Raw genomic sequence first — 23,903 nt, forward strand, 5'->3', positions numbered from 1 at the left:
TTGATCTCCACCGCTAACATCACCATGCAGTTCGGCGCCAAACCGTTGTTCGAGAACGTCTCGGTCAAGTTCAACAACGGCAACCGCTACGGCCTGATCGGCGCCAACGGCTGCGGCAAGTCGACCTTCATGAAAATCCTCGGCAACGACCTGGAGCCTTCTGCCGGCCAGGTCATGCTCGAGCCGAACGTGCGCCTGGGTAAACTGCGCCAGGACCAGTTCGCCTACGAAGAATTCACCGTGATCGACACCGTGATCATGGGCCACGAGGAGCTGTGGCGGGTCAAGGCCGAGCGCGACCGTATCTACTCGCTGCCAGAAATGACCGAAGAAGACGGCATGGCCGTTGCCGAACTGGAAACCGAATTCGCCGAAATGGACGGCTACACCGCCGAATCCCGCGCCGGTGAGCTGCTGCTCGGCCTGGGTATCCCGCTGGAACAGCATTTCGGTCCGATGACCGAAGTCGCACCGGGCTGGAAGCTGCGTGTGCTGCTGGCCCAGGCGTTGTTCTCCGATCCTGAAGTGCTGCTGCTCGACGAACCGACCAACCACCTGGACATCAACACCATCCGCTGGCTGGAAAGCATTCTCACGGCGCGTAACAGCACCATGATCATCATTTCCCACGACCGTCACTTCCTCAACAGCGTGTGCACCCACATGGCTGACCTGGACTACGGCGAGCTGCGTCTGTTCCCGGGCAACTACGACGAATACATGACCGCTGCGACCCAATCGCGCGAGCAGCTGCTGTCGGACAACGCCAAGAAGAAAGCCCAGATCGCCGAACTGCAGACCTTCGTCAGCCGCTTCTCGGCCAACGCCTCGAAAGCCAAGCAGGCCACTTCGCGTGCCAAGCAGATCGACAAGATCCAGCTGGCCGAGGTCAAGCCGTCGAGCCGGGTCAGCCCGTTCATCCGCTTCGAGCAGAACAAAAAGCTGCACCGTCAGGCCGTGACCATCGAGAAGCTGTCCAAAGGCTTCGAAGGCAAGACCCTGTTCCAGAACTTCAGCTTCACCGTCGAAGCCGGCGAGCGCGTGGCGATCATCGGTCCTAACGGCATCGGTAAAACCACCCTGCTGCGCACCCTGGTCGGCGAGCTGAGCCCGGACGCCGGTGCGGTCAAATGGACCGAAAGCGCTGAGCTTGGCTACTACGCTCAGGACCACGCCCACGACTTCGAAGAAGACGTCAGCCTGTTCGACTGGATGGGTCAGTGGACCCAGGGCGAGCAGATGATCCGTGGCACCCTGGGGCGCATGCTGTTCTCCAACGACGAGATCCTCAAGTCGGTCAAGGTGATTTCCGGTGGTGAGCAAGGCCGTATGCTGTTCGGCAAGCTGATCCTGCAAAAGCCTAACGTGCTGATCATGGACGAACCGACCAACCACCTGGACATGGAATCGATCGAAGCGCTGAACCTGGCGCTGGAGAACTACCCGGGCACGCTGGTGTTCGTCAGCCACGACCGTGAGTTCGTATCGTCGCTGGCCACGCGCATCATCGAGCTGAGCCCGAGCGGTGTGGTGGACTTCAGCGGCACCTACGATGACTACCTGCGCAGTCAGGGTGTAGTGGTTTAAAGCAATCGCGGGGCAAGCCCGCTCCCACAGGGATGGTGACTACTCCTGTGGGAGCGGGCTTGCCCCGCGATGCCTGGAAAATCCGTTAGCCTGCTTCCTTTTATCCTCGCCGCCAGCGATCATGGGCCCTCTCCCACCGCCCGCCAGCGAACGAGCCAATGTCCGCGTCAGCACCCGCGCCTGCCAGTACCCTCTCGATCACCCTGCAAATCCTTGCGATCGTCTTCTACACCTTTATTGCCTTCCTCTGTATCGGCCTGCCGATTGCGGTGTTGCCGGGTTACGTGCATGACCAACTGGGCTTTAGCGCCGTCATTGCCGGCCTGACCATTGGCTTGCAGTATCTGGCGACGTTGCTCAGCCGTCCGTTCGCCGGGCGTGTGGCTGACAGTAAAGGCACCCGCCAGGCAATCATCTACGGTTTGCTCGGTATTGCGGTCAGCGGCGTGCTGACCTTCGCCTCGGCGCTGGCAGTCAATGTGCCACTGTTGAGCCTGCTGGCCTTGCTCGGCGGGCGTCTGTTTCTGGGAATTGCCCAAGGCCTGATCGGTGTCGCCACCTTGAGCTGGGGCATCGGCGCGGTGGGCGCCGAGCATACGGCCCGGGTGATTTCCTGGAACGGCATTGCCTCTTACGGCGCGATTGCCATCGGCGCGCCGCTGGGTGTGATGCTGGTGGACCAGGTCAACTTTGCCACCCTCGGCCTGATGCTGACGGTACTGGCCTCGCTGGCCCTGCTGGTGATCCGCAACAAGCCCTCCATGCCGGTGGTGCGTGGCGAGCGCCTGCCATTCTGGGCGGCATTCGGCCGGGTTGCGCCTTGCGGCATGGGCCTGACCCTGGCTTCGATCGGCTACGGCACGCTGACCACCTTTGTCACCCTGTTCTACCTGGAGCAAGGCTGGTACGGCGCGGCCTGGTGTCTGAGCGCCTTTGGCCTGTGCTTCATTCTCTCGCGGCTGTTGTTCGTCAATGCGGTTAATCGCTTCGGCGGCTATCAGGTGGCAATTGTCTGCATGAGCACCGAAGCCCTCGGCCTGACCTTGCTGTGGCTGGCGCCCAGCCCGTCGTTGGCACTGGTCGGCGCCGGGCTGACCGGCTTCGGTCTGTCGCTGGTGTATCCGGCACTGGGCGTGGAAGCCATCAAGCAAGTGCCGGTGGCCAGCCGCGGTGCAGGCCTGGGTGCCTATGCGGTGTTCTTCGACCTGGCCCTGGCCATCGCCGGACCGTTGATGGGCGCGGTGGCCCTGCACCTGGGCTATGCCTGGATTTTCTGCATCGCCGCCCTGCTGTCACTGGCCGGGGTCGGCCTGACGCTGGTGCTGTCACATCGTGCCCGCAGTTACTGATCGGCAGTATTGAGGCCAACCCGGCCGGCACGACCCAGGGTGCGGCTGAAAAAGTGCGCGGCTTCGGCCTGCAATGACAAGTGAATACCTTCACGGTCGACGCCGTCGGGGTCATTGCACAGCGCCGCCATGTGCTCACGCTGTTCATCGTCGCACGGTGCCATGAAGACGAAATGCCCGGCCCCGGCCAACAGCCGGTAGTTGGGTGTCACCGGTAGTTTGCGCGCCAGTGCCTGGGCATTCTTGTCGATGGCCAGCAGCTGGTCTTTGTCGCCACTGTAGATCAATGCAGGGACCTTCACCTGGGCCAAGGCATGACGGCCGAACATCAAGCTCAACGGTGCCATCAGCAACAATGCATGGATGCGCGGGTCGGCCTCGGCGCTCAGGTCGGCGCGGTCGGCGATCAGCACACCGTTGGTCTTGCAGGCATCGGCGTCCAGCGGCCGCTCCAGGCAATAACGGCGCAGGCGCTCAAGATCGGGCTGGGCGCCGGACAGTATCAAGGCGGTTTCACCCCCCGCCGAGTAACCGATCATGCCCACCTGGTCGCCACTGACATAGGGAGCCAGCAAAGGATCGGCAAGGCTTGCGGTAATCGCGGCACTGATTTGCAGCGGTCGCCCATAAAGGTTGCTCAAGGTGCCCAGGCGACTGTGATCGTGGGCGTTGTCGCCCGGATGGGTGACCGCCACCACCACAAAACCGCGACGCGCCAGTGCACTGGCCAGGTCATGCAAGGCCAGCGGCGTACCGGTATTGCCGTGAGACAGCATCAACAGTGGGTAGCGGCCAATGGCAATCGGCGCACCTTCACTGCCATCTACCCGATAACCGTCGATGCGACTAGTGCGCTCAGGGCCGCTGGAAGGATAGAACGCCAGTGCGTGCATCGCTCGCCCATCCAGCGGGTCGGCGAAGACCAGACGGTGCAAGCCGACACTCCTGTGTTGCGCTGGTTCAGCCTGCGCCATGCCTGCAATGCCAAGCCAGCACAGCAGCCACAACAGCGCGATTTTGCCCATCTGCTTTCACCCTTCCCGGCGGGTCAACTGCCAGGTACCGATCCAGCATAGAGCGAGGCATGACGGCGCGGATGAAAGCTCAATGAAAAAACCGACAGCAGACTTAGCCTGCTGTCGGTTCGGGTCACGCGCTGGTACTGATCAGGCGGCAGCGAACAGCTCGTTGCTGATCTGTGCCTGGGCGGCGCTCAGGGCATTGGCGCGATGCTCTTCGCCGTAGGCCAGGCCGTGGGCACGCACGATTTCCAGGTCGGTGATACCGATGAAGCCGAGGAACACCTTGAGGAAGTCTTCGTGACCAGCACCGGTCGGTTGACCTGCGTGCAGACCACCGGCAGTGGACACCAGGATCACCTTCTTGTCGCCGCACAGGCCTTCAGGGCCGGCTTCGGTGTAGCGGAAGGTCTGACCGGCTACCGCAACGCGGTCGATCCAGGCCTTGAGCTGAGTCGGGACGGTGAAGTTGTACATCGGCGCAGCAATCACCACTGCGTCGGCAGCCAGAAACTCCTGCAGGGTTTCGCTGCTCAGCTGGGCTTCGTGCTGCTGTGCAGCATCACGCAGTGCTTCCGGGGTACCGGCAGCAACCAGGGTGGCGGCAGAGAAGTGGCTGATGGCGTCGGCAGCCAGATCACGGTAAACCACTTCCAGCGATGGATCGGCGGCTTTCCAGGCGTCAACCACGCTGCGGCTCAGCTGACGGGAGGCGGAATTGTCGCCCAGGATGCTCGAATCGATATGCAACAGTTTCATGGGACTCTCCTGATTGAAGACCGCATCTGGGCGATCACGATGGGGAGAATCCTACCTGGGCGGCGAATAGCTGATAAGTCAGCAAAAATGCGTTAGTTTGTCCTACTGACAGGACAATGGTGCTCGCCATGCAAGACCTCAACGATCTCTTCTACTTCGCCAGGGTGGTCGAAGCCGGTGGTTTTGCCGCCGCCGGACGCTTGCTCGGGATCCCCAAATCGCGGCTGTCACGGCGTATCGCCGAGCTGGAAGAACGCCTGGGCACGCGCCTGCTGCAGCGCACCACCCGCCAGCTCAAGTTGACGGCGGTGGGCGAGCGCTACCTGCGTCATTGTCAGGCCATGCTGCTGGAAGCGGAGATGGCCGACGAGGCGGTAGCCAGCATGACCAGCGAACCCCGAGGCCGCCTGCGGGTGTCGTGCCCGGTGGGTTTGGCGCACTCGCTTTTGCCGCAGGTGATCAGCGAATTTCTCGAGCTGTATCCGCAGGTGCAACTGGACATGGTCCTGCTCAATCGCCGCGTTGACCTGATCACCGAAGGCATCGACGTGGCCCTGCGTGTACGCGACCTGGGCGATGAAGACCCGGCCCTGGTCACCCGCCGCCTGCGCCAGGCACAAATGTACCTGGTGGCAGCGCCGGCGTTTGCTGCTCGCCATGCCCCGGTTACACCCGAAGACCTCAGCGGCCTGCCGATGCTCGGTGCCGTGGACGCCGACCGCCTGGTTCACCTGCGCCTGCTCGACAGCCGTGGCCACAAGCACGAACTGGCCATGGAAGCACGCCTGGCGATTGACGACTTTCTCGTGCGCAAGGCGGCAGCAGTGGCTGGCCTGGGCTTTACCGCCCTGCCGATCATGCACTGTGAGGAGGAACTGGCCCGTGGCGAGCTGGTGCGGCTGCTGCCAGACTGGTCACTGCCCGGGGGCTATCTGCAAGCGGTCTATCCTCATCGGCGCGGCCTGCTGCCTGCTGTGCGGGTATGGATCGACCATCTGGTGGCGGCGTTTGCCGACTGTGGGGAACGTTATGTCTAAGGGCAAGATGAGTGAAGCGCAGGTGGCGGACTTTTGCCTGAGCCTGCCCGGTGCACGGGAAGACTACAAATGGGGCGGTGTGCGGGTGTTCTCGATCGCCGGCAACAAGATGTTTGCGGTACTGGATCTGGCCGGCGCCGGCTTGTCATTCAAAGTCGACAGTGACCTGTTCCTTGGTTACGCCGACCGCCCCGGCGTGCGCCCGGCGCCGTACCTGGCGAGGGCTCACTGGATCAGTATGACGCCCCCCTACCCTATGGGCCGCGAGGAACTCTGCGACCTGCTGCAGCGCTCCCACCAACTGGTAGTCAGGCGCCTGCCAAAGCGCCTGCAGCCAGGCCTGCTTATCTGAGCAGCGGCGCCAGGGCGCTGCCCAGCCAACGACCACCGAGCAACAGGTGGTCAACCCAGAACAACTGATGCAAGGCGACAATGGCCCAGAAACTCAGCTGAAACGACAATTTGCGGGTTTTATGCCGAAAAGCCTGCTGAGCCAGCAGTGCTCCGGGCCAGCCGCCGCACAACTCGCTGGCATGCAGCACCTTTTCCGGGGTGCGCCAGCCCTGAGTGCGTGCCTGCTGCTTGTCACGCCAGTACAGCGCAAAACTCACCAGGCTGGCCAGCGGATAAGCCACCGCAGGCAGCCAGGACTGCCCACTGATCAGCATCTGCAACGCCCCACCCAGTGGCAACAGGCACAGACCGACGAAGACCAACAGTTTGCTACGCCGGTGCTGGACAGTGGAACTTGCGCTACTCGCACGCCGGACGGTGGGTTGTGAGCGGCTCATCGGACTCAACCTTGCGCCGTGGCCCAGTCGACCCAGCCGAACTGCCAGGTCGCCAGGATGATCAGGCCGAAGACAATCCGGTACCAGGCGAACATGGCATAGCTATGGTTGGCAATGAAACGCAGCAATGCGCGTACAGCGATCATGGCGAAGATGAACGAGACTACGAAGCCAATGGCAAATACCGGAAAGTCGCCAGGCTGGAACAGCTCGTGATACTTGTAGCCCGAATACACCGCTGCACCGACCATGGTCGGCATGGCCAGGAAGAACGAGAACTCGGTCGCGGCTTTGCGCGACAAACCGAACAGCAGGCCGCCAATGATCGTCGAACCGGAACGCGAAGTCCCCGGGATCATCGCCAGGCACTGGACAAAACCGATCTTCAGCGCGTCGGACCAGCGCATGTCATCGACCTGGTCGACCTTGATCACATGCTGACGGCGCTCGGCCCAAAGCATGATCACCCCACCCACTACCAGGGCGGCAGCTACAGTGATGGGGTTGAACAGGTAATGGTGAATCAGGTCGGCAAACAGCACCCCCAAGACCACCGCCGGAGTAAAGGCGATCAACAGATTGACCGTAAAGCGTTGCGCTTGCTGCTCTTTGGGCAAGCCCAGCACTACGTCGAAGATCTTGCGGCGAAACTCCCAGACCACGGCAAGGATCGCGCCCAGCTGAATGATGATGTTGAAGGCCATCGCCCGCTCACCACCGAAGTTGATCAGGTCCGCGACAATGATCTGGTGACCGGTACTGGAAATCGGCAAGAACTCGGTCAAGCCTTCGATAACACCCAAAATGACGGCCTGCAAGCCAGTCCAAAGATCCATTATTCCCCCACGAAGCGATGCCGATGGCATGCCCCCGTTGTAGTTTGCATAAGCCAGAGCCGATTCGAATGCCCGGTGGTTTTACCGCGACAGTTGGTGGCGCAGTCGACAGAAAAGTTCAGTCACCCTTCAGGAATGTCCCGACCGGGCCGAAATCCTATCAGACCTCTTGTATAAACGCTGCTGGTTGGCACTACACACCTTGCTGGACAAGGCACTTAGTCCTTGGTCGAGTAGGTGGTTGGCAAAAAGCATGCTGGGATGCGCTAGACAATAAAAAGAATCCGGGGTGACCGTTGCATGAAGACTCTACGAAATATGTCTATCAGCCGCCGCTTGTGGCTGATTCTGGTACTGGCCGTGGTGATGTTGCTGACCTTGGGCTTGCTGATGCTCAGGCAGATCCACGGCGACCTGTATCAGGCCAAGGCCGAAAAGACCCAACATGTGGTAGAAACCGCCGCGGGCGTACTGGCCTACTATCAAGGCCTCGAGGCGGCCGGCACCCTGACCCGCGAAGCTGCCCAGCAGCAAGCCTTGAGCGCCGTGCGCAGCTTGCGCTACGACCAGAACGACTACTTCTGGATCAACGACCTGGGGCCGAGGATGATCATGCATCCGACCAACCCCAAACTCGATGGCCAGGACCTCTCCGCGATCCGTGATCCGGACGGCTTTGCCGTTTTCAACGAAATGGCCGCGCTGGCCAAAGCCCGCGGGGCTGGCAGCATCGACTACCGCTGGCCCAAGCCCGGCGCCAGCGAGCCGGTCGAGAAAACTTCCTACATCCAGTTGTTCAAACCTTGGGGCTGGGTGATTGGCTCGGGGATCTATATCGATGACATGCAAAGCGAATTCATGCGCCAGTTGCGCGATGCCTCGCTGCTGGGGCTTGGCATTGCCCTGGTCATGACCCTGCTGGTGCTGCTGATTGCCCGCAGCATCGCTCGTCCTTTGCAGGAAGCGGTGGACGCCATGGCCATGATCGCCAGCGGCGAGAGCGACCTGACCCGCCGGCTGGACACCCATGGCCGCGATGAAGTGACCCAGCTGGGCGAACACTTCAACCGCTTTACCGGCAAGTTGCAGGGGGTGATCGGCCAACTGCAGGGCGCAGCGCATGCCTTGGGGCAATCGGCTGTGGATGTCGGCAGCAACGCCAACCAGGCTCAACAGCACAGCGAACAGCAGTCTGCGCAGATGGAGCAAGTAGCCACTGCAATCAATGAAGTGACCTACGCCGTGCAGGATGTCGCCAGGAATGCAGAACAGGCCTCCAACGAAATGCGCGACGCCCAGCACCGTGCCGAACAGGGCCAGCAAAGTATCCATGGCAGCCTGCAGCAGATCGATCAGCTGTCAGGCACCATTGATGAAGCGGTCAGGGTGATCCAGACCCTGGCAAGCCAGAGCACCCGGATCGGCAGCGTCCTGGAGGTGATTCGTTCGATTGCCGAACAGACCAATTTGCTGGCCCTGAACGCGGCCATCGAGGCAGCCCGCGCCGGCGAACAAGGCCGTGGCTTTGCCGTGGTAGCCGATGAAGTACGCCTGCTGGCCCAGCGCACCCAGCAGTCGACAGCCGAAATCCAGAGCATGATCGAGCATTTGCAGGGGCAGTCGGAGGCGGCGGTCAAGGCTATCGATGCCAGCAGCACGGCTTCACGCCAGACCATCGAACAGGCCAATGAGGCAGGTGTCAGTCTGGATGCTATCAGCCAGGCCCTGCACAACCTCACCGCCCTCAACGCCTCGATTGCCAGTGCCACCCTGCAGCAGTCGCATGTGGTCGAAGAGATCAACCGCAACGTCACTGAAACTGCTGACCTGTCGCGCCAGACCGCAACAGCGGCGCAGCAGTCGAGCAGCGCCGGGGTGGCGCTGAACCAGTTGCGTGAGCAGCTGGACCGGTTGCTGGGGCAGTTCCGGGTGTAATGCAAACCAGTGGGAGCGGGCTTGCCCCGCGATTGCGATCTGTCAGGTACATCGCATCGCGGGGCAAGCCGGCTCCCACCGTAAGTCCCCTCTCACTGCCAGAGCTGTGGCATCTGCCGTGCCACAAGGTACAATCCCCGCCCTCTTCCCGAACCTGCCAAGGAACGCCGATGTCCGGCCTCGAACTGTTCGCCGCCGTGCTCGGCGTTATCGCCGTGTGGCTCACGACCAAACAGAACCCCTGGTGCTGGCCTATCGGTCTGGTGATGGTGCTGCTCTACAGCTGGATCTTCTTTGAAGTGCGCCTGTACTCGGACATGCTCCTGCAACTGGTCTATGCCGTGCTGCAGCTCTATGGCTGGTGGCAATGGACGCGCCCGGACAGCCAGCGCGAAGCCCGTCAGGTAACCCAACTGGATACCCAGGCGGTGCTGTTCGGCCTCGGCCTGGGGTTGCTGGGCAGTCTGGCGCTGGGCGCAGCCATGGCCAGCTGGACCGATGCCGCGCAACCTTGGCTGGATGCGGCGCTGACCGCTTTCAGCCTGGTCGCGCAGTTGTGGATGGCACAGAAGCGCGTGCAGTGCTGGCCGCTATGGATCGTGCTGGACGTGATTTTCGTCGGCCTGTTCCTCTACAAAGCGCTCTACCTGACTGCAGCACTCTATGCCCTGTTCACCTTGATCGCCGTGCAGGGCTGGCGTGAATGGCGCCGCGATCCGGCGCTGGTCAACGCATGAAGGTCCTGGTCCTGAGTGGTCCCGAGTCCAGCGGCAAGAGCTGGTTGAGCCATGAAATCCAGGCCCACTTCGGTGGGGAACTGGTCAGTGAGTATGTTCGTCACTTTATCGACGAACAGCGCCGCGACACCTGTTATGCCGATATTCCGGCAATCGCTCGCGGCCAGCTGGCCTGGGAAGACGCCGCCCGTGCCCGCCAGCCCGAGCTGTTGATCCTCGACACACACCTGTTGAGCAACCTGCTCTGGAGCCGGGTACTGTTCGGTGATTGCCCGGCCTGGATAGAACAGGCCCTGCTTGCGCGCCGCTATGACCTACACTTGCTGCTCGACCCTGCCGGTGTCAGCTGGGTCGGCGATGGTCAGCGCTGCCAACCCGCCCTGGAACAACGTCAGGGATTTTTTGCTGACAGCCTCGATTGGCTGCAGCGCAATCGCCAGCCTGTGCAGGTCATTGGCGGTGACTGGGCCCAGCGCAGCGCGGCAGCCCTCAATGCCGTGCAGCATTTACTCAGTGGCAAACCCCCGGCATGCGCCACCGAGTGTTAGAGCACTGATACACCCCACTGGGTCAAATGCCCCGTATTTGCGCGACATCCCCCAAAATCGGTGGTGGTGTTAATCCGCTGATACAACCCACGAAAAACCCTTCCGGCGCAGCCAGCGGCCTGCCAAGCGAGCGATTGGCAAGCTTGTGTCTCATGATTGATACAGCAAAATTCCGACGCGCGCCGATTACGCCTTCAACCTGTTGATTCCTAATCAATAACAAAAACCGGCACACCTTCTGCTGTCTTCCACGCAACGCTGAAAAGCGCCAGCACACAGAAGAAGGAATTGCCGCCGTGGAGAAATTCAATAAAGGCATGTATCGCATCCTGCTGCTCGGGTGCGCGCTGGGATCAAGCTTCAGCCTGCCTGTTCAGGCCGAGAACGGGATCGTCGTCATTACCCGAGATGTGCAGCCGCGCATGGCAATCCGCGCACCGCTGGTTCCCGATCCTAACCCGGTCACCGTCAACACCAACCCATCCGCCCATATCCTCAAGCAAACAAACGAATTGAGCGATGGTGATTTCGCCGGCATCAGCAGCGGCGCAGGCATTAGCTCACTGGTCACGCAACAGACCAACAACCTGGGCGGTCATATCAGCAACCAGACTCAATTGCCCAATCTCGCCGGTGGACGTTCCACAGGCGGCGGCAACGGCATCTCCAACATGGTCAACTCAAGTGTCCAGAAAGGCCTGGCACCCCTGCAAATCCTGACAGGAGGCAAGTGAGATGAGGCACTCGCTGCTGATTCTGGCCACCTTTTGCAGTGCACCGGCCTTCGCCCAATCCCCAGTGATCGACAACGCCACCATCGACAGCTCCGGCAAGCAGTACCAGGGCAACCTCAGCGTCAACCAGGCTGCCGGTGATCTACAGCAACAGGTCAACGTGCGGGCCTTCGCCGTTGGCCATGGCGCCAGCGCGACCACCGAGGTTCGCCAACGCCTGCGCACCCGTGTCGACCCCGCCATCGATGCCCACTCCAGCATCCAGGGCGACGCCTTCAGCAACGGCAATGGTGCGCTGGGCGTCAACCAGAGCACCGGCACCAGCAACCAGCAAGCCAACGCACTGCGTATCAGCCTCAGTACTCAGCCGCAAAGTCTCGACGACAGCGTCCTCATGCAACAGAACGTGACGCTGATCAATGGCTCCGATCCAACTGACTCTGCACCCGGCCATCGCCAGGTCACTACCAGTGACCAGGCATTCACCGGTAGCCGTGGGGTGATTCAGTTGAATCAGAGCGCCGGGGTGGGAAACCGAATGGCCAACACCCTGAGCGTACGGGTCGTGGACTGACCCAAACAGGTAAGAACAACACTTAACCTAAAATAAAGTACGGAGAATCACCATGAAACCCTCGATGGCACTCAAGCCTCTGGTTTTCGCAATTGCTGCGGTCATGGCTGTTGCTGTACAAGCTGATCAAAATGATCGACGTGGCAATGGCCACCATCACGGTGGCAGCAACCACACCCCTCCTCCAAAAGCGTTCTATGTCGACGCCACTGCCAATGCGCACGACAGGCAAACCAGCACCGGTAACAAAATCCGTAACGAAGGTACTATCAACGAAGCCGAAATGAACGAGTCCGCTTCCGGCACCAGCGGCAACGTCGGCGTCAACGTGGCTGCCGGTGCAGGCAACCAGCAAGACAACGCGGCCGCCATCGCCAACGCCGGCGCTGACTCCAGTGCCATCGACAACAGCTTCGTGTTCGGCACATCCGAAGCTACCGCCAGAGTCAACCAGTACAGCAACAACAACAAGGTCTACAACTTCGGCACCCAGAACTCTGCGGTAATGAACGGATCGGGTAGCGAAGGTAGCGGCAACATGGGCATCAACATTGCTGGTGGCGACCTCAACCAGCAGAAAAACACCATGGCAATTGCCAACACCAATGCTCCGCTGGGTAACGCAACCGCCACCGCCTCTGCCAACCAGAACGGCCCTGGCCTGGAAGTGGTCAACAGTGCCGATCGGACCTATCGTATCGATACACTGACGTTCACCACCACCAAGAGCGGGTCGTCCTCCCGTGAAGGGACCTTTGACGCAAGCATAGATAAGAGCTCTTCTGCGAGCTCAAGCGAAAGCGGCTCGTGGAGCGCTGATGCCAGTGGTTCCAACAGCTGGAATGCCAGCGGATCCAAAAGCTCATCTGCCAGTGGTTCCAACAGCTCGTCGGCCAGCGGCTCCAACAGCTCGTCTTCCAGCGCTTCTCTCAGCGCGTCTGCCAGTGGTACTAACAGCTCGTCTGCAAGTGGCACCAACAGCCGCGATCACAGCTCTAGCTCGAACACCACGCTGAGCGCTTCGCTGGACGCTTCTGTAGAAGCCAACCAGTCCTCTACCCGTACCTTCAACGATAACGAGTTCACCCGCAGCCGGAGTGCGGACGCTTCTCTTACTGCAAGCCTGGATGCATCAATCGATAAATCGCACGAATCCTCGTCGAACTCTTCGTACGACAGGACCCGCGACTCTTCGTTTGATCGGTCGCTGGACGTCTCGTTCGACAAGTCTCGCGAGTCTTCGTACGACAAATCGCGCGAGTCTGCCTACGACAAGTCGCGCGAATCGGCGTGGGACAAGTCTTTCGAATCTTCGTTCGAAAAATCGGCCTCCGCCTCGTATGAAAAAGCCAAAGAATCTGCTTCCGAGTCTTCGGACAGCATTTCGAAAAGCTACAGCGAAGCCGACTCGTTTGAGCTGAGCAACAGCATCTCGTTCCAGGTGCTGACCCCAACTGGCTGGGCTAACCCTGTGACCAACACTGCAACCCTCAATGGTTCGGTGAATGGCAACAGCGGCAACCTCGGCGTCAACGTGGCTGCCGGTGTCGGCAACCAACAAAGCAACTCGCTGGCCATCTCCAACCAATCGTTCTGATTGTTGTGGCCTGGAGGCCCCCTTCGGGGGGCCTTTTCTCAACCGAACCAGAAGGCGTCCAACTATGCGCATCATCGCCTTGGCGTTTTTGCTTTGCCTGGCCAGCCAGAGTGAAGCGGCCCAGATGCCACTTGCCGTGTTACCGGGTGGTGCGGTGATATTCAAGCCGATCCAGAGTGTACGTGAGCGCAAGTTCGCCGACCTGGTGCAACAGAAAACCGACTTCAGTTGCGGCGCTGCGTCGCTGGCAACGATATTGCGTCAGGCCTACTGGCTGGACGTGAATGAAGAACAGATCATCGAAGGCATGCTGGCACACGCCGATCAGGACCTTGTACGGGTTCAGGGCTTCTCCATGCTCGACATGAAGCGTTACGTGGAAAGCCTGGGCATGCGTGCCCGCGGTTACCGGGTGGCCCCCGAGACCTTGCACAGTATCCGCATTCCGGTGGTGGTACTGATGGACGTGCGTGGCTACAAACATTTTGTGGTCTTGCAACGCGTCGACAAAGGCTGGGCGTACGTCGGTGATCCAGTGCTCGGTCATAAACGCTACAAAGTCGACGACTTTATCAAAGGCTGGAACGGCATCATCTTCGCCGTTATCGGCAAGGGTTACGACAAAACCAATGCCCTGCTCGATCCCCCCATGCCGCTGACCGCCAAGAACCGCATCAACGGCTTCAGCCCAGTGCAAGACACAGAGTTGATGGATTTCGGCTTCATCCAAAGCGACTTCTTCTAATGACTCTTCTAATGATAAAGGAGCACGAGGCTCCAGGAGCATCCAATGAAGACTCCAATCTGGCTAGTCGTGGTTTGTCTGGCCGCCAGCCTGCCAAGCCAGGCCCAGACTTTCAAACCCATCGAACTTAAGGATCAGGAACTGGCGAACCTGCGCGGCCGCTATGTCATGCCGGGGCGGATCATCAGTTTCGGCGTTGTCATGACCAGCACCTGGCAAAATGCCAATGGTGAAGTGATCGGGGCAACCTCCTCGATGCAGATTCAACAATCGACCATCAAGCCCCAGTTCTATGTGTCGATGATCGACGAAAAAGGCAGCGGCACGGCGCGTTCGCAAACACCCGGCACCGGCACTGTCACCGGTGGCAGCGGTCTCAACAGCACCGAAGGCGTCACACAAGTGGTGCGGGCCGCTGGCGACAACAACACTGCCTACAATGCCGTGGATATAAACGTCACCAAGGCCAACCAGGCGCCAGCTACACAACAACGGGGCGAGGCACTGGCCGCAGGTTCGACGTTAGTCGGCGCCAATGGTGCAGGCTCGCTGAGCGTTTCCTCGACCGGTACTGGTGTACAACTGAACATCATGGCCAACAACAACCAGGGCAGCACTGTGCAACGCCTGGCCCAGGGTGGGCTGATGCAGAACACGACGTTGCTCGGCGGCGGCAATCAGGTCAGAAACCTCACCTCCCTCAATGTCGTGCTGCGTGACAACGTGCCGACAGCCGAGTCGCTGAACGGCAGCCTGGACCAGCTCAAAGGAATTCGCACTCTCGGATTCTGATCTACGCTCAGTCTCATCAAATGTAGTCAGAAGGGACGGCTAACCCCATGCACCGATCGTTAACGTTCAGAGCTATCGTCTGTTTGAGTAGCCTGACCCCGGCGACATTGCTCTACGCAGCCCCGGACCCTCAGGTCGAAGCATTAAAACAAGAACTCATGGAGTTGAAACAGCGTTACGAAGCACAACAACAAGCGCTGATGGTACTTGAGCAGCGTGTGCGCCAGGTCGAAGAAACACCCGTGACACCGGCTCCCAAACGCCTGACCAAATCCCCCGCCGAAACCGTCAGGGGCGGCCAGACAGTGGCCGCAGGCGCGCCAGGAACCACCGGCAGTTCCTACGGCCAATCGCTGAAAGAAGATTCGGAACCGGCACAAAGCGTTTCCAACCTGTATGACGAAGCCAGCGGCTTCTTCGGTGGCGGCAAGTTCAGCGTCGAAACCGGCCTGACCTATACCCACTACGATACCCGTGCCTTGGTACTCAACGGCTTCCTGGCCCTGGATTCGATCTTCCTCGGTAACATCAACCTCGACCGGATCAAGGCCGATAACTGGACCCTGGACCTGACGGCCCGCTACAACCTTGACCAACGCTGGCAGTTCGATATCAACGTCCCGGTGGTCTACCGTCAATCCACCTACTCCTCTGGTGGCGCTGGTGGCGCCGGCCCGGTGACCTCCGACGCTACCGTCACCCGCGACCCGACCATCGGCGATATCAACGTCGGTGTCGCCTACAAATTCCTCGATGAATCGGAGAACCTGCCTGACGCAGTCGTCACGTTGCGGGTCAAGGCCCCGACCGGTGATGACCCCTATGGCATCAAGCTGGTCAATGACCCCAGCAACGACAACCTGTCGGTACCTGAAGATCTACCAACCGGTAACGGTGTCTGGGCGATCACGCCGGGTATATCGCTGGTCAAGACCTTTGACCCGGCCGTGCTGTTCGGCAGTCTGTCGTACACCTACAACATGGAAGATTCGTTCAGCGACATCAGCCCCACGGTCAACAGCAAAGTGCCGGGCGACGTAAAACTCGGCAACTCCTGGCAGGTCGGAGCCGGTATTGCATTTGCCTTGAACGAGAAAATGAGTATGTCGTTTTCGTTCACCGACCAATTTGCCAGCAAAAGCAAAATCAAGCCCGATGGTGGCGACTGGCAGTCGATCACCAACAGCGACTACAACTCGGCGAACTTCAACATCGGCATGACCCTTGCCGCCACCGACAACCTGACAATCGTCCCGAACCTCGCCATTGGCCTGACCGAAGACTCGCCAGACTTCTCCTTCAGCCTGAAGTTTCCGTACTACTTCTGATGTTGGCGCCCATGAAAAAGCCCGCTTCGGCGGGCTTGATGCATTGTGGGCCGGTGCTGCTCAGCGAATCTGATGCTTATGCAGCAAGCGGTAGAAGGTAGGCCGGGAAATCCCGAGTACTTTGGCGGCAATACTCAGGTTATCGCTGTGCCGATTGAGCACATCGCATAACGCCTGGTGCTCGGCCCGATGTTTGTAATCCTCGAGGGTACCCATGCTCGAGGTGAAAGCATGCTGGCTGAGCAACCCCAGATCCTGCGCCTCGATCTGCCGGCCTTCGGCCAGCACCAGGCCACGCCTGACGCGGTTGGCCAGTTCGCGCACATTGCCTGGCCAGTCGTGTTTGCCCATCGCCACCAGGGCGTCCTCGCTGAAACTGCGCGGGCGTCGTCCGGTTTCCAGGCTGTAGAAATGGGCAAAGTGGTTGGCCAGCATCGACAGGTCGCCATGCCGGTCACGCAATGGCGCAGTGACCACTTGCAGGACATTGAGCCGGTAATACAGGTCCTCACGAAAGCGCCCGCGGGCGATAGCGTTTTCCAGGTCGACGTGGGTTGCCGCCAGTACCCGCACATCGACGCTGATCGGCTGGCCGCCGCCGACCCGTTCAATGTGTTTTTCCTGGAGGAAACGCAGCAGGTTGGCCTGCAACTCCAGTGGCAGGTCACCAATTTCGTCGAGAAACAGGGTGCCGCCGTTGGCAGCTTCGATGCGGCCTATCTTGCGCTGGTGCGCCCCGGTAAACGCGCCCTTTTCATGACCGAACAGCTCGGACTGTATCAGGTGCTCCGGAATCGCCCCGCAGTTGATCGGCACAAAAGGTTTGTCATGGCGCTGTGACTGGCGGTGCAGGGTTCGCGCCACCAGCTCCTTGCCTGTGCCACTCTCGCCACGAATCAGCACCGGCGACTCGGTGGGCGCCAGTTTGCTGAGCAGTTTGCGCAACTCGCGAATCGGACGGCTGTCACCCAGCAACTCGTGCGCAAGTTCAGCTGCATGAACGTTGCCCTTGCCACGCAGGCGCGCCATACCGAAGGCCCGGCCAATGGTGACCTGCACCCGCGAGACATCGAACGGCAGGGTATGGAAATCGAAAAACCATTCGCAGACAAAGTCACCGACATTCTGCATGCGCAGTTCTTCGGGGCTGAGCACCGCAATCCATTCGGTATTGCTGCGGCTGATGAGGTCTTTGACCGCATCCGGGCGCTGCAGGTGCATGGCCTGCAGGCGAAGCAGGCCGACATCACAAGGATGTTCCGGGGCCGAAGACAAGGTACAACTGTGAACGTCCCAGCCAACATTACGCAGGCCAGGCAACAAACGGTGACAATCATCGCAAGGATCGACGATCAGCAGGCGGCGGTTGGATGCAGGTTCAAGCATGACCTTTCCTTGGCGCCAATTGTTGGAAATTTATGTAGAAACAGCAAGTTGGCGGGCCCGTCTGTAACAGTAGCAACGATGCGTCAAACGCCCACTACCGTCTGTCCGCAAAGTGTCAAGACTTGGGCGCGCCAGGGAATTTCCTTGAACTTTCAGCGTCTCACCCGGCACTTGTCAGCGCTTTTTTTGCACTCAATCAAAAAAACTTCAAAATACGTGTGACTCAACCCTGTACTGCGTGCATCAGTACAAGTAACTCACCGCTAATGCGGTTGTTTATTATCTTGTTTGGGCCCACAGAGAGACCGAACCCATGAACGCCCCGCTCCGTGTCAACGAAGCACTGCTGATTGCCGACCACGCCTTCGAACCCTTCCAGTGTGTTGCCTGGGATTCGCCTAACGGTACAGGTGAACTGAGCCTGGCAGTGATCGACCGGACCAGCACCCGCATTGGTGGCAAGCAGGTGCCGTGCAGCACCTATTCCGACCCCGACCAACTGGCCAGCCTGATTGAAGAGATGCGCGCCGAGTTGCAAAAACAAGGTTGCCACCTGCAACCCTGGTCGATGCCGAAGTAAGTATCAGCGGTACCTGCTTACTATGATGGCCGCGCATCTTCATGATGCGCGGCAAGCAAGTTAACTGTTTCAAAAGTTATACTGCGACATCAAGTCGCAGCGACACTTCCGTACAGTTTCTGTACGCGCCTTATTTATCCAAGCACCTTGAAACTTTCAATCGACCGGTAGTCGGCCTGTAACTGCTGCGCCAATAAACGCGCGCGTCCCAAACGCACTGGCGAACGCTCGATATCCACTAACAGGCTCGGGCATGGCAACGGTTGCAACGGCTCCCAGGCGTTAAGCCGACCGTCGGTCAGCACCAGGCAGTGCTGCTGTTCATGCGGATACTGACGCTGGCGTGCCTGTAGCCAGTGCCGCGCCTGCTCCAAAGCGGCCAGCAAGGGCGTCCCGCCCCCTGCACCGAGGCTGTCGAGCCAAGGCTGCAAAGCCGCCGAGGCTTTCAGGCCATGGCGCTGCCAGCGTGGCGCATGGCCACTGGCAGTGAGCAGGGTCAGGCGCGCACGTTGCCGGTAAGCCTGATCGAACAATCCGGCCAGCAGGCCCTTGGCCTGGCTCAAGGCCTGATACCGCCGGGTCGAGGCCGAAGCATCGACAATCACCAACCACAGCTCATGAGCACTGGCCGTGCGTTGCTGCCAGCACAGGTCACGGCGTTGACGCGGACGGCCTTTGAGCAAGGTAGCCGGCCAGGCCACGGTTGTGCCCTGTGCTGCCTCGCGGACACGCCCGCGTGGTCCTTGCTTGATCGCACCCTGGCGGGGTTTGGCATCCGCCGTCCGGGGGCGACGGATGCTCAGGGCTTTTTTGCCCAGTTCGGCACCTCACGGCGGGCACCGGTCGCTGTCGCTTGCGGCGGCATTTCGCCCCAGGCGCCCTGCCCTTGCCGGGTGTTCGAGCCGTGGCCACCTTGAGGTTCCGGTGCCGGGCTGTGCACTGGCGGTTGTGGCGCCTCGCGACGGCGATGGCGCAAGGCAAACTCGGCCACTGCCTCTATATCCTCTGCCTCGATCTGCCCGGCACCGCGCCAGGCGGTATGCGCGCGGGCGGCGCGCAGCCACACCAGGTCGGCGCGCAAGCCATCGACCCCGGCAGCAAAGCAGCGCTCGGTGATCTGCGCCAGGGCCTGATCGTCCAGGGCAATCTGCGTCAACTGCTCACGGGCGGCCTGACAACGGGCGCGCAATTGCGCTTGCGCTTCGGCCCACTGCAGGCAAAAAGCCTCAGGGTCGGCGTCGAAGTCCAGCCGCCGGCGGATAATCTGCCCACGGGCCTCGGGCGCCGGTTGGCCGTCGAGGGCGACGTTCAGACCAAAGCGATCGAGCAACTGCGGGCGCAGTTCGCCCTCTTCCGGGTTCATTGTGCCGATCAGCACGAACCGTGCACTGTGGCGGTGGGAGATGCCATCGCGCTCGACCCGGTTGGTACCGCTGGCCGCAACGTCCAGCAGCAGGTCGACCAGGTGATCGGCCAGCAGGTTGACCTCATCGACATACAGCACACCACCATCGGCCTTGGCCAGTACGCCTGGAGAGAACTGCGCCTTGCCCTGGGCCAGCGCGGCGTCCAGGTCAAGCGTACCGATCAGGCGCTCTTCACTGGCGCCCAATGGCAAGGTCACGAACGGCCCTTCACCGAGCAGATCGGCCAGGCCGCGAGCCAGCGTACTCTTGGCCATACCGCGCGGGCCTTCGATCAATACGCCACCGATTTTCGGATCGATGGCGGTCAGGCACAGCGCGAGCTTCAACGCTTCGGCGCCGACCACCGCAGACAGCGGAAAATGTGCAGGTTCAGTCATCTCAAGTCTCTTCTTCACCGTCCAGCAATTGCTCTTCGAGGGCCTCTCGGTAGTCCCCCGGTTGCTCCCACAGGCCACGCTGCTGGGCTTCGAGCAGGCGTTCGGTGATGTCGCGCAAGGCCTGGGGGTTGTGCTGACGGATAAAGTCACGGGTCGCCGCGTCAAGCACATAGGCCTCGGCCAGCGACTGGTAATGGTGATCGTCAATCAGGTGCGTGGTGGCATCGAAGGCGAACAGGTTATCGACGGTGGCCGCCAGCTCGAAGGCACCTTTGTAGCCGTGACGCTTGACCCCGTCTATCCATTTCGGATTGAGCGCACGGGCGCGGATTACCCGGTTGAGCTCTTCTTTCAAGGTGCGGATACGCGGGCGGTCCGGCTGACTGTGGTCACCGTGGTAGCTCGCCGCTGGCTTGCCGCCCAGGCTTTCCACCGCCGCCAGCATGCCACCTTGAAACTGGTAATAATCGTTGGAATCGAGCAAGTCGTGCTCGTGATTATCCTGGTTCTGAATCACCGCCTGCACCTGGCTCAAGCGCCGGGCAAAGTCGGCGCGCGCCGGTGTGCCTTCATCTGCGGCGCCGTAGGCATAACCGCCGTGGTTGAGGTAAACCTCGGCGAGGTCCTTGCGCTCGTGCCACAAGTGCCCGTCGATTGCGTTCTGCACGCCGGCGCCATAGGCCCCGGGCTTGGCGCCGAAAATCCGCCAGCCGGCCTGCCGCGCCGCCTGCTCCTGGCTCATGCCCTGACGCTCGAATTCGGCACGCTCGCTGCGCACCCTGGCGGCGAGCGGGTTGAGGTCATCAGGTTCGTCCAGCGCGGCCACCGCCTGCACCGCCGCATCGAACAGCTTGATGAGGTTGCCGAAGGCATCGCGGAAGAACCCCGACACACGCAAGGTCACATCCACCCGTGGCCGATCCAGCAGGCTCAACGGCAGGATCTCGAAGTCGTCGACCCGCTGGCTGCCGCTGGCCCATACCGGGCGCACGCCGAGCAGGGCCATGGCCTGGGCGATATCGTCGCCGCCGGTACGCATGGTCGCCGTGCCCCACACCGACAGGCCGAGCTGGCGCAAGTGATCGCCGTGGTCCTGCAGGTGACGTTCGAGTATCAGGTTGGCCGAGGCAAAACCGATACGCCACGCCGTGGTGGTCGGCAGGTTACGCACATCGACGGTATAGAAGTTGCGCCCGGTCGGCAGCACATCAAGGCGCCCGCGACTGGGGGCGCCACTGGGGCCGGCCGGAACGAAGCGGCCTTGCAAGGCGGCCAGCAGCCCTTGCAGTTCAGCCGGGCCACAGGCATCCAGTTGCGGCGCCACGGTTTGCTGCAGCGCCTCGAGCACGGCGCGCACGTCTGACCACTGCGACTCCTGCGGCACCTGAGCGCTACCAGCCAGCGTGTGTGCAATGTAATGGGCGGCGAGCAGTTCAAGGCGTTCACGGGTATCTCCCGTGGTACGCCACAGCGCCTCATCCTGCGCCTGCAACAGCACCGGACGCGGGCCGTTCCAGGGCTCGCCAAGGTCGCAATCGAGTGGATCGAACCCCAGCGCCAGCGCTCTGGCCAGGGCCCGCAGCAGACTGGCATTGGCACCGCGGCCATCACCACGCTCGACCCGCAACAGTGCCAGCAAGGTATCGATGCGCAAGCGCCCGCTCGGCGACTCGCCAAATACATGCAGGCCATCGCGGATCTGCGATTCCTTGAGGTCGCACAAGTAGGTGTCCAGACGCGGCAACCACACGGCAGCATCGTCCAGTGCGCCTTCCAGTTGCAGCTCGCGGTCAATATGGTTGTCGCGCACCAGCTCGAGAATATCCCGCTGCAACTCGCGGGCTCGACGTGGATCGAGCAATTGCGCTTCGTAATATTCGTCAGCCAGTGCTTCAAGGTGACGCAACGGCCCGTAGGTTTCAGCGCGGGTCAGCGGCGGCATCAGATGATCGATAATCACCGCCTGGGTCCGACGCTTGGCCTGGGCGCCCTCACCCGGGTCGTTGACGATGAACGGATAGATATTGGGCAGCGGCCCGAGCAACGCGTCCGGCCAGCAACTGGCGGACAAGCCGACGCCCTTGCCCGGCAGCCACTCGAGGTTGCCGTGCTTGCCGACATGGATCAAGGCGTCGGCGGCAAAGCCGTGGCGCAGCCAGAAATAGAACGCCAGGTAGCCGTGCGGCGGCACCAGATCGGGATCGTGGTACACCGCGCTCTGATCCAGTTGATAGCCACGGGCCGGCTGGATGCCGACAAAGGTCAGGCCAAAGCGCAGACCGGCGACCATCATCCGCCCGCTGCGGAACATCGGGTCCTGCTCCGGCTCGCCCCAACGCTCGCGCACGGCGTCCTGATTGGCCTGGGGCAAGGCGGCAAAGGCGGCACGATAGTCTTCCAGCGCCATGCTTTGCAGGCAGGGGCGCTGGTCCAGGCTGTCCAGATCGTTGCTGACGCCGCCGAGCAGTGCCTGGATCAGCGCCGTGCCGCTGTCGGGCAAGGCGCTCAGCGGATAGCCTTGGGCTTGCAGGGCGCGAAGGATGTTCAAGGCTGCCGCTGGCGTGTCCAGACCGACGCCGTTGCCGATGCGCCCGTCACGGGTCGGGTAGTTGGCCAGGATCAGGGCGACGCGCTTGTCCTGATTGGGCAACTGCGCCAGCGCGCACCAGCGCCGCGCCAGTTCAGCGACAAAGTCCATGCGCTCGGCATGCGGGCGATAACAGACTACATCCGACTGGCTGCGCTCGCTGCGCCAGGCCAGGTCCTTGAAGCTGATCGGCCGGGTAATGATGCGCCCGTCCAGCTCCGGCAAGACGATGTGCATGGCCAGGTCGCGGGCGCCCAGGCCTTGCTCGCTGGCCTGCCAGCCCGGCTCGTTGTCCTGGGCGCAGATCGCCTGCAGCACCGGAATATCCCGGCGAAACGGGCGCAAGTGCGGCTGCTCGGGGCTGGACTGGGCAAAGCCGGTGGTATTGATGATCAATGCGGCGTCGACCTGATCGAGCCAGTCTTCGACCTGACTCAGGCAACCGGCCTCTTTAAGGCTGGCCACTGCAATCGGCAAAGGATTGAGCCCGGCCAGTTGCAAGCGCTCGCAGAAGGTATCGATAAAGGCAGTGTTGGCCGCCTGCAGGTGCGAGCGATAGAACAGGATCGGCACCACCGGCTGTTCGACCTGCCACGCGGAAAACCAGTCAGCCAGATCGGCACTGGCTTTGCGCGGGTGATACACCGCCGTGCGTGGCAGCTGTTGCGGCTCGCTCCAGGGGTAATCGCGCTGCAGCCACTGGCTGGCCAGGCAATTGAACAGGTTCAGGGCATTGGCCTTGCCGCCCTGGCGCAAGAAGTGCCAGAGCCGCTCGGCCTGCTCTGCCGACACGGTACTCAGGCTGGTAAGTTCCGGGTCGGGGCGATCATCACCCGGCACCAGGATCAGCTGCACGCCACGGGCCGCCAGCTCCAGCAGTTGCTCGACACCGTAGCGCCAATAGCCGACGCCACCGTGCAGCGACACCAGAATCACCTTGGCGTAGCGTAATACCTCGTCGACATACAGGTCGACCGAGGCATGGTTCTGCACCTGCATCGGGTTGGCCAGACGCAGGCTGGGGAAATCCTCGGGCAGCTGCTGGGCGGTTTCGGCCAGCAGCGCCAGGTGTGAGTCACCGCTGCAGAGAATGACCAGTTCGGCCGGAGTCTGGCCGAGATCGGCAATACTGTCGTCCGGTACAAAACCACCGGGCTGGGTCCGCAGCAGGTGCATGG

23 protein-coding genes and 1 pseudogene are annotated in these 23,903 nt (G+C 61.2%); 15 read left to right on the forward strand and 9 right to left on the reverse strand.

Annotation, left to right across the window (positions count from 1 at the left end):
- Both AC07OF_RS10100 and AC07OF_RS10105 read left to right on the forward strand, forming a co-directional pair.
- The gene (locus tag AC07OF_RS10100; RefSeq protein WP_157192758.1) at positions 1 to 1,587 is read left to right on the forward strand and encodes an ABC-F family ATPase; all 1,587 of its coding nucleotides are present in this window, start codon (positions 1 to 3) and stop codon (positions 1,585 to 1,587) included.
- Positions 1,588 to 1,745: 158 nt separating this feature from the next.
- On the forward strand, positions 1,746 to 2,936 hold the full coding sequence (locus tag AC07OF_RS10105; RefSeq protein WP_157192759.1) for an MFS transporter: 1,191 nt from the start codon (positions 1,746 to 1,748) through the stop codon (positions 2,934 to 2,936).
- Here AC07OF_RS10105 and AC07OF_RS10110 read toward each other — a convergent pair.
- Positions 2,930 to 3,961: an alpha/beta hydrolase family protein gene (locus AC07OF_RS10110; RefSeq protein ID WP_157192760.1), complete on the reverse strand. Its 1,032-nt coding sequence runs from the start codon at positions 3,959 to 3,961 to the stop codon at positions 2,930 to 2,932. The genes AC07OF_RS10105 and AC07OF_RS10110 overlap by 7 nt on opposite strands.
- 141 nt (positions 3,962 to 4,102) lie before the next feature.
- Positions 4,103 to 4,714 carry an FMN-dependent NADH-azoreductase gene (locus tag AC07OF_RS10115; protein ID WP_038611233.1) on the reverse strand — a complete coding sequence of 204 codons (612 nt, stop codon included), beginning with the start codon at positions 4,712 to 4,714 and terminating at the stop codon, positions 4,103 to 4,105.
- A gap of 128 nt (positions 4,715 to 4,842) precedes the next feature.
- Between AC07OF_RS10115 and AC07OF_RS10120 the strand changes: the two genes are divergently transcribed.
- Both AC07OF_RS10120 and AC07OF_RS10125 read left to right on the forward strand, forming a co-directional pair.
- Complete coding sequence (locus AC07OF_RS10120; protein WP_157192761.1) at positions 4,843 to 5,751, forward strand: LysR substrate-binding domain-containing protein; 909 nt, start codon at positions 4,843 to 4,845, stop codon at positions 5,749 to 5,751.
- Positions 5,744 to 6,103: an MmcQ/YjbR family DNA-binding protein gene (locus tag AC07OF_RS10125; protein ID WP_157192762.1), complete on the forward strand. Its 360-nt coding sequence runs from the start codon at positions 5,744 to 5,746 to the stop codon at positions 6,101 to 6,103. Before AC07OF_RS10120 ends, AC07OF_RS10125 begins: the two co-directional genes overlap by 8 nt.
- On the opposite strand, the gene AC07OF_RS10130 is transcribed toward AC07OF_RS10125, so the two are convergent.
- Both AC07OF_RS10130 and AC07OF_RS10135 read right to left on the reverse strand, forming a co-directional pair.
- Positions 6,096 to 6,542 (reverse strand): DUF1294 domain-containing protein, encoded by a 447-nt coding sequence (locus AC07OF_RS10130; protein ID WP_495072837.1) that lies wholly within the window; start codon positions 6,540 to 6,542, stop codon positions 6,096 to 6,098. The genes AC07OF_RS10125 and AC07OF_RS10130 overlap by 8 nt on opposite strands.
- Positions 6,543 to 6,547: 5 nt before the next feature.
- Complete coding sequence (locus AC07OF_RS10135; protein WP_157192764.1) at positions 6,548 to 7,378, reverse strand: undecaprenyl-diphosphate phosphatase; 831 nt, start codon at positions 7,376 to 7,378, stop codon at positions 6,548 to 6,550.
- 390 nt (positions 7,379 to 7,768) lie between these two features.
- Here AC07OF_RS10135 and AC07OF_RS10140 point away from each other — a divergent pair.
- From AC07OF_RS10140 to AC07OF_RS10155, 4 genes and pseudogenes are all read left to right on the forward strand, one after another.
- Positions 7,769 to 8,455, forward strand: a pseudogene (locus AC07OF_RS10140) (cache domain-containing protein); the annotation flags it as partial.
- A gap of 123 nt (positions 8,456 to 8,578) precedes the next feature.
- Positions 8,579 to 9,313 (forward strand): methyl-accepting chemotaxis protein, encoded by a 735-nt coding sequence (locus AC07OF_RS10145; protein WP_408635425.1) that lies wholly within the window; start codon positions 8,579 to 8,581, stop codon positions 9,311 to 9,313.
- A gap of 170 nt (positions 9,314 to 9,483) precedes the next feature.
- Positions 9,484 to 10,050, forward strand: a complete 567-nt coding sequence (pnuC, locus tag AC07OF_RS10150; protein ID WP_495072838.1) for a nicotinamide riboside transporter PnuC — start codon at positions 9,484 to 9,486, stop codon at positions 10,048 to 10,050.
- On the forward strand, positions 10,047 to 10,598 hold the full coding sequence (locus AC07OF_RS10155; protein WP_495072839.1) for an AAA family ATPase: 552 nt from the start codon (positions 10,047 to 10,049) through the stop codon (positions 10,596 to 10,598). Before pnuC ends, AC07OF_RS10155 begins: the two co-directional genes overlap by 4 nt.
- A 22-nt stretch (positions 10,599 to 10,620) precedes the next feature.
- Here the strand turns inward: AC07OF_RS10155 and AC07OF_RS10160 are convergent, their stop codons facing one another.
- A complete protein-coding gene (locus AC07OF_RS10160; RefSeq protein WP_157192768.1) occupies positions 10,621 to 10,917 on the reverse strand; it encodes a hypothetical protein in 297 nt (98 codons plus the stop codon).
- Here AC07OF_RS10160 and fapA point away from each other — a divergent pair.
- From fapA to fapF, 6 genes are all read left to right on the forward strand, one after another.
- A complete protein-coding gene (gene fapA, locus AC07OF_RS10165; protein ID WP_408635426.1) occupies positions 10,916 to 11,332 on the forward strand; it encodes a functional amyloid chaperone FapA in 417 nt (138 codons plus the stop codon). The genes AC07OF_RS10160 and fapA overlap by 2 nt on opposite strands.
- 1 nt (position 11,333) lies before the next feature.
- Positions 11,334 to 11,906 carry a fibril amyloid subunit FapB gene (gene fapB, locus AC07OF_RS10170; protein WP_157192770.1) on the forward strand — a complete coding sequence of 191 codons (573 nt, stop codon included), beginning with the start codon at positions 11,334 to 11,336 and terminating at the stop codon, positions 11,904 to 11,906.
- Positions 11,907 to 11,958: 52 nt separating this feature from the next.
- Complete coding sequence (gene fapC / locus AC07OF_RS10175; RefSeq protein WP_157192771.1) at positions 11,959 to 13,503, forward strand: amyloid-like fimbrin subunit FapC; 1,545 nt, start codon at positions 11,959 to 11,961, stop codon at positions 13,501 to 13,503.
- Positions 13,504 to 13,567: 64 nt separating this feature from the next.
- A complete protein-coding gene (fapD, locus tag AC07OF_RS10180) occupies positions 13,568 to 14,248 on the forward strand; it encodes a fibril amyloid maturation endopeptidase FapD (protein ID WP_157192772.1) in 681 nt (226 codons plus the stop codon).
- Between the two features lie 45 nt (positions 14,249 to 14,293).
- Positions 14,294 to 15,040, forward strand: a complete 747-nt coding sequence (gene fapE, locus AC07OF_RS10185) for a fibril amyloid subunit FapE (protein WP_157192773.1) — start codon at positions 14,294 to 14,296, stop codon at positions 15,038 to 15,040.
- Between the two features lie 47 nt (positions 15,041 to 15,087).
- Complete coding sequence (fapF, locus tag AC07OF_RS10190) at positions 15,088 to 16,368, forward strand: fibril amyloid transporter FapF (protein ID WP_157192774.1); 1,281 nt, start codon at positions 15,088 to 15,090, stop codon at positions 16,366 to 16,368.
- A 60-nt stretch (positions 16,369 to 16,428) separates the two neighbouring features.
- Here the strand turns inward: fapF and AC07OF_RS10195 are convergent, their stop codons facing one another.
- Positions 16,429 to 17,754, reverse strand: a complete 1,326-nt coding sequence (locus AC07OF_RS10195; protein WP_157192775.1) for a sigma-54 dependent transcriptional regulator — start codon at positions 17,752 to 17,754, stop codon at positions 16,429 to 16,431.
- Positions 17,755 to 18,067: 313 nt separating this feature from the next.
- On the opposite strand from AC07OF_RS10195, the gene AC07OF_RS10200 reads away from it, so the two are divergent.
- Positions 18,068 to 18,334: a DUF1652 domain-containing protein gene (locus tag AC07OF_RS10200; protein WP_038611268.1), complete on the forward strand. Its 267-nt coding sequence runs from the start codon at positions 18,068 to 18,070 to the stop codon at positions 18,332 to 18,334.
- 134 nt (positions 18,335 to 18,468) lie between these two features.
- On the opposite strand, the gene AC07OF_RS10205 is transcribed toward AC07OF_RS10200, so the two are convergent.
- The 3 genes from AC07OF_RS10205 to cobN form a co-directional block, all read right to left on the reverse strand.
- Complete coding sequence (locus tag AC07OF_RS10205; protein ID WP_495072840.1) at positions 18,469 to 19,035, reverse strand: vWA domain-containing protein; 567 nt, start codon at positions 19,033 to 19,035, stop codon at positions 18,469 to 18,471.
- Between the two features lie 98 nt (positions 19,036 to 19,133).
- The gene (locus AC07OF_RS10210; protein ID WP_495072841.1) at positions 19,134 to 20,138 is read right to left on the reverse strand and encodes a magnesium chelatase ATPase subunit I; all 1,005 of its coding nucleotides are present in this window, start codon (positions 20,136 to 20,138) and stop codon (positions 19,134 to 19,136) included.
- A 1-nt stretch (position 20,139) separates the two neighbouring features.
- Complete coding sequence (gene cobN / locus AC07OF_RS10215; RefSeq protein WP_495072842.1) at positions 20,140 to 23,901, reverse strand: cobaltochelatase subunit CobN; 3,762 nt, start codon at positions 23,899 to 23,901, stop codon at positions 20,140 to 20,142.
- Positions 23,902 to 23,903 lie beyond the last annotated feature (2 nt).

The organism is Pseudomonas sp. GW821-FHT10B02 (assembly GCF_059415665.1).

Coding starts and splice junctions, on each gene's coding strand:
- AC07OF_RS10105 (WP_157192759.1), top strand. CDS start 1,746: ATGTCCGCGTCAGCACCCGCGCCTGCCAGTACCCTCTCGATCACCCTG.
- AC07OF_RS10110 (WP_157192760.1), bottom strand. CDS start 3,961: ATGGGCAAAATCGCGCTGTTGTGGCTGCTGTGCTGGCTTGGCATTGCA.
- AC07OF_RS10115 (WP_038611233.1), bottom strand. CDS start 4,714: ATGAAACTGTTGCATATCGATTCGAGCATCCTGGGCGACAATTCCGCC.
- AC07OF_RS10120 (WP_157192761.1), top strand. CDS start 4,843: ATGCAAGACCTCAACGATCTCTTCTACTTCGCCAGGGTGGTCGAAGCC.
- AC07OF_RS10125 (WP_157192762.1), top strand. CDS start 5,744: ATGTCTAAGGGCAAGATGAGTGAAGCGCAGGTGGCGGACTTTTGCCTG.
- AC07OF_RS10130 (WP_495072837.1), bottom strand. CDS start 6,542: ATGAGCCGCTCACAACCCACCGTCCGGCGTGCGAGTAGCGCAAGTTCC.
- AC07OF_RS10135 (WP_157192764.1), bottom strand. CDS start 7,378: ATGGATCTTTGGACTGGCTTGCAGGCCGTCATTTTGGGTGTTATCGAA.
- AC07OF_RS10145 (WP_408635425.1), top strand. CDS start 8,579: ATGGAGCAAGTAGCCACTGCAATCAATGAAGTGACCTACGCCGTGCAG.
- pnuC (WP_495072838.1), top strand. CDS start 9,484: ATGTCCGGCCTCGAACTGTTCGCCGCCGTGCTCGGCGTTATCGCCGTG.
- AC07OF_RS10155 (WP_495072839.1), top strand. CDS start 10,047: ATGAAGGTCCTGGTCCTGAGTGGTCCCGAGTCCAGCGGCAAGAGCTGG.
- fapA (WP_408635426.1), top strand. CDS start 10,916: ATGTATCGCATCCTGCTGCTCGGGTGCGCGCTGGGATCAAGCTTCAGC.
- AC07OF_RS10160 (WP_157192768.1), bottom strand. CDS start 10,917: ATGCCTTTATTGAATTTCTCCACGGCGGCAATTCCTTCTTCTGTGTGC.
- fapB (WP_157192770.1), top strand. CDS start 11,334: ATGAGGCACTCGCTGCTGATTCTGGCCACCTTTTGCAGTGCACCGGCC.
- fapC (WP_157192771.1), top strand. CDS start 11,959: ATGAAACCCTCGATGGCACTCAAGCCTCTGGTTTTCGCAATTGCTGCG.
- fapD (WP_157192772.1), top strand. CDS start 13,568: ATGCGCATCATCGCCTTGGCGTTTTTGCTTTGCCTGGCCAGCCAGAGT.
- fapE (WP_157192773.1), top strand. CDS start 14,294: ATGAAGACTCCAATCTGGCTAGTCGTGGTTTGTCTGGCCGCCAGCCTG.
- fapF (WP_157192774.1), top strand. CDS start 15,088: ATGCACCGATCGTTAACGTTCAGAGCTATCGTCTGTTTGAGTAGCCTG.
- AC07OF_RS10195 (WP_157192775.1), bottom strand. CDS start 17,754: ATGCTTGAACCTGCATCCAACCGCCGCCTGCTGATCGTCGATCCTTGC.
- AC07OF_RS10200 (WP_038611268.1), top strand. CDS start 18,068: ATGAACGCCCCGCTCCGTGTCAACGAAGCACTGCTGATTGCCGACCAC.
- AC07OF_RS10210 (WP_495072841.1), bottom strand. CDS start 20,138: ATGACTGAACCTGCACATTTTCCGCTGTCTGCGGTGGTCGGCGCCGAA.
- cobN (WP_495072842.1), bottom strand. CDS start 23,901: ATGCACCTGCTGCGGACCCAGCCCGGTGGTTTTGTACCGGACGACAGT.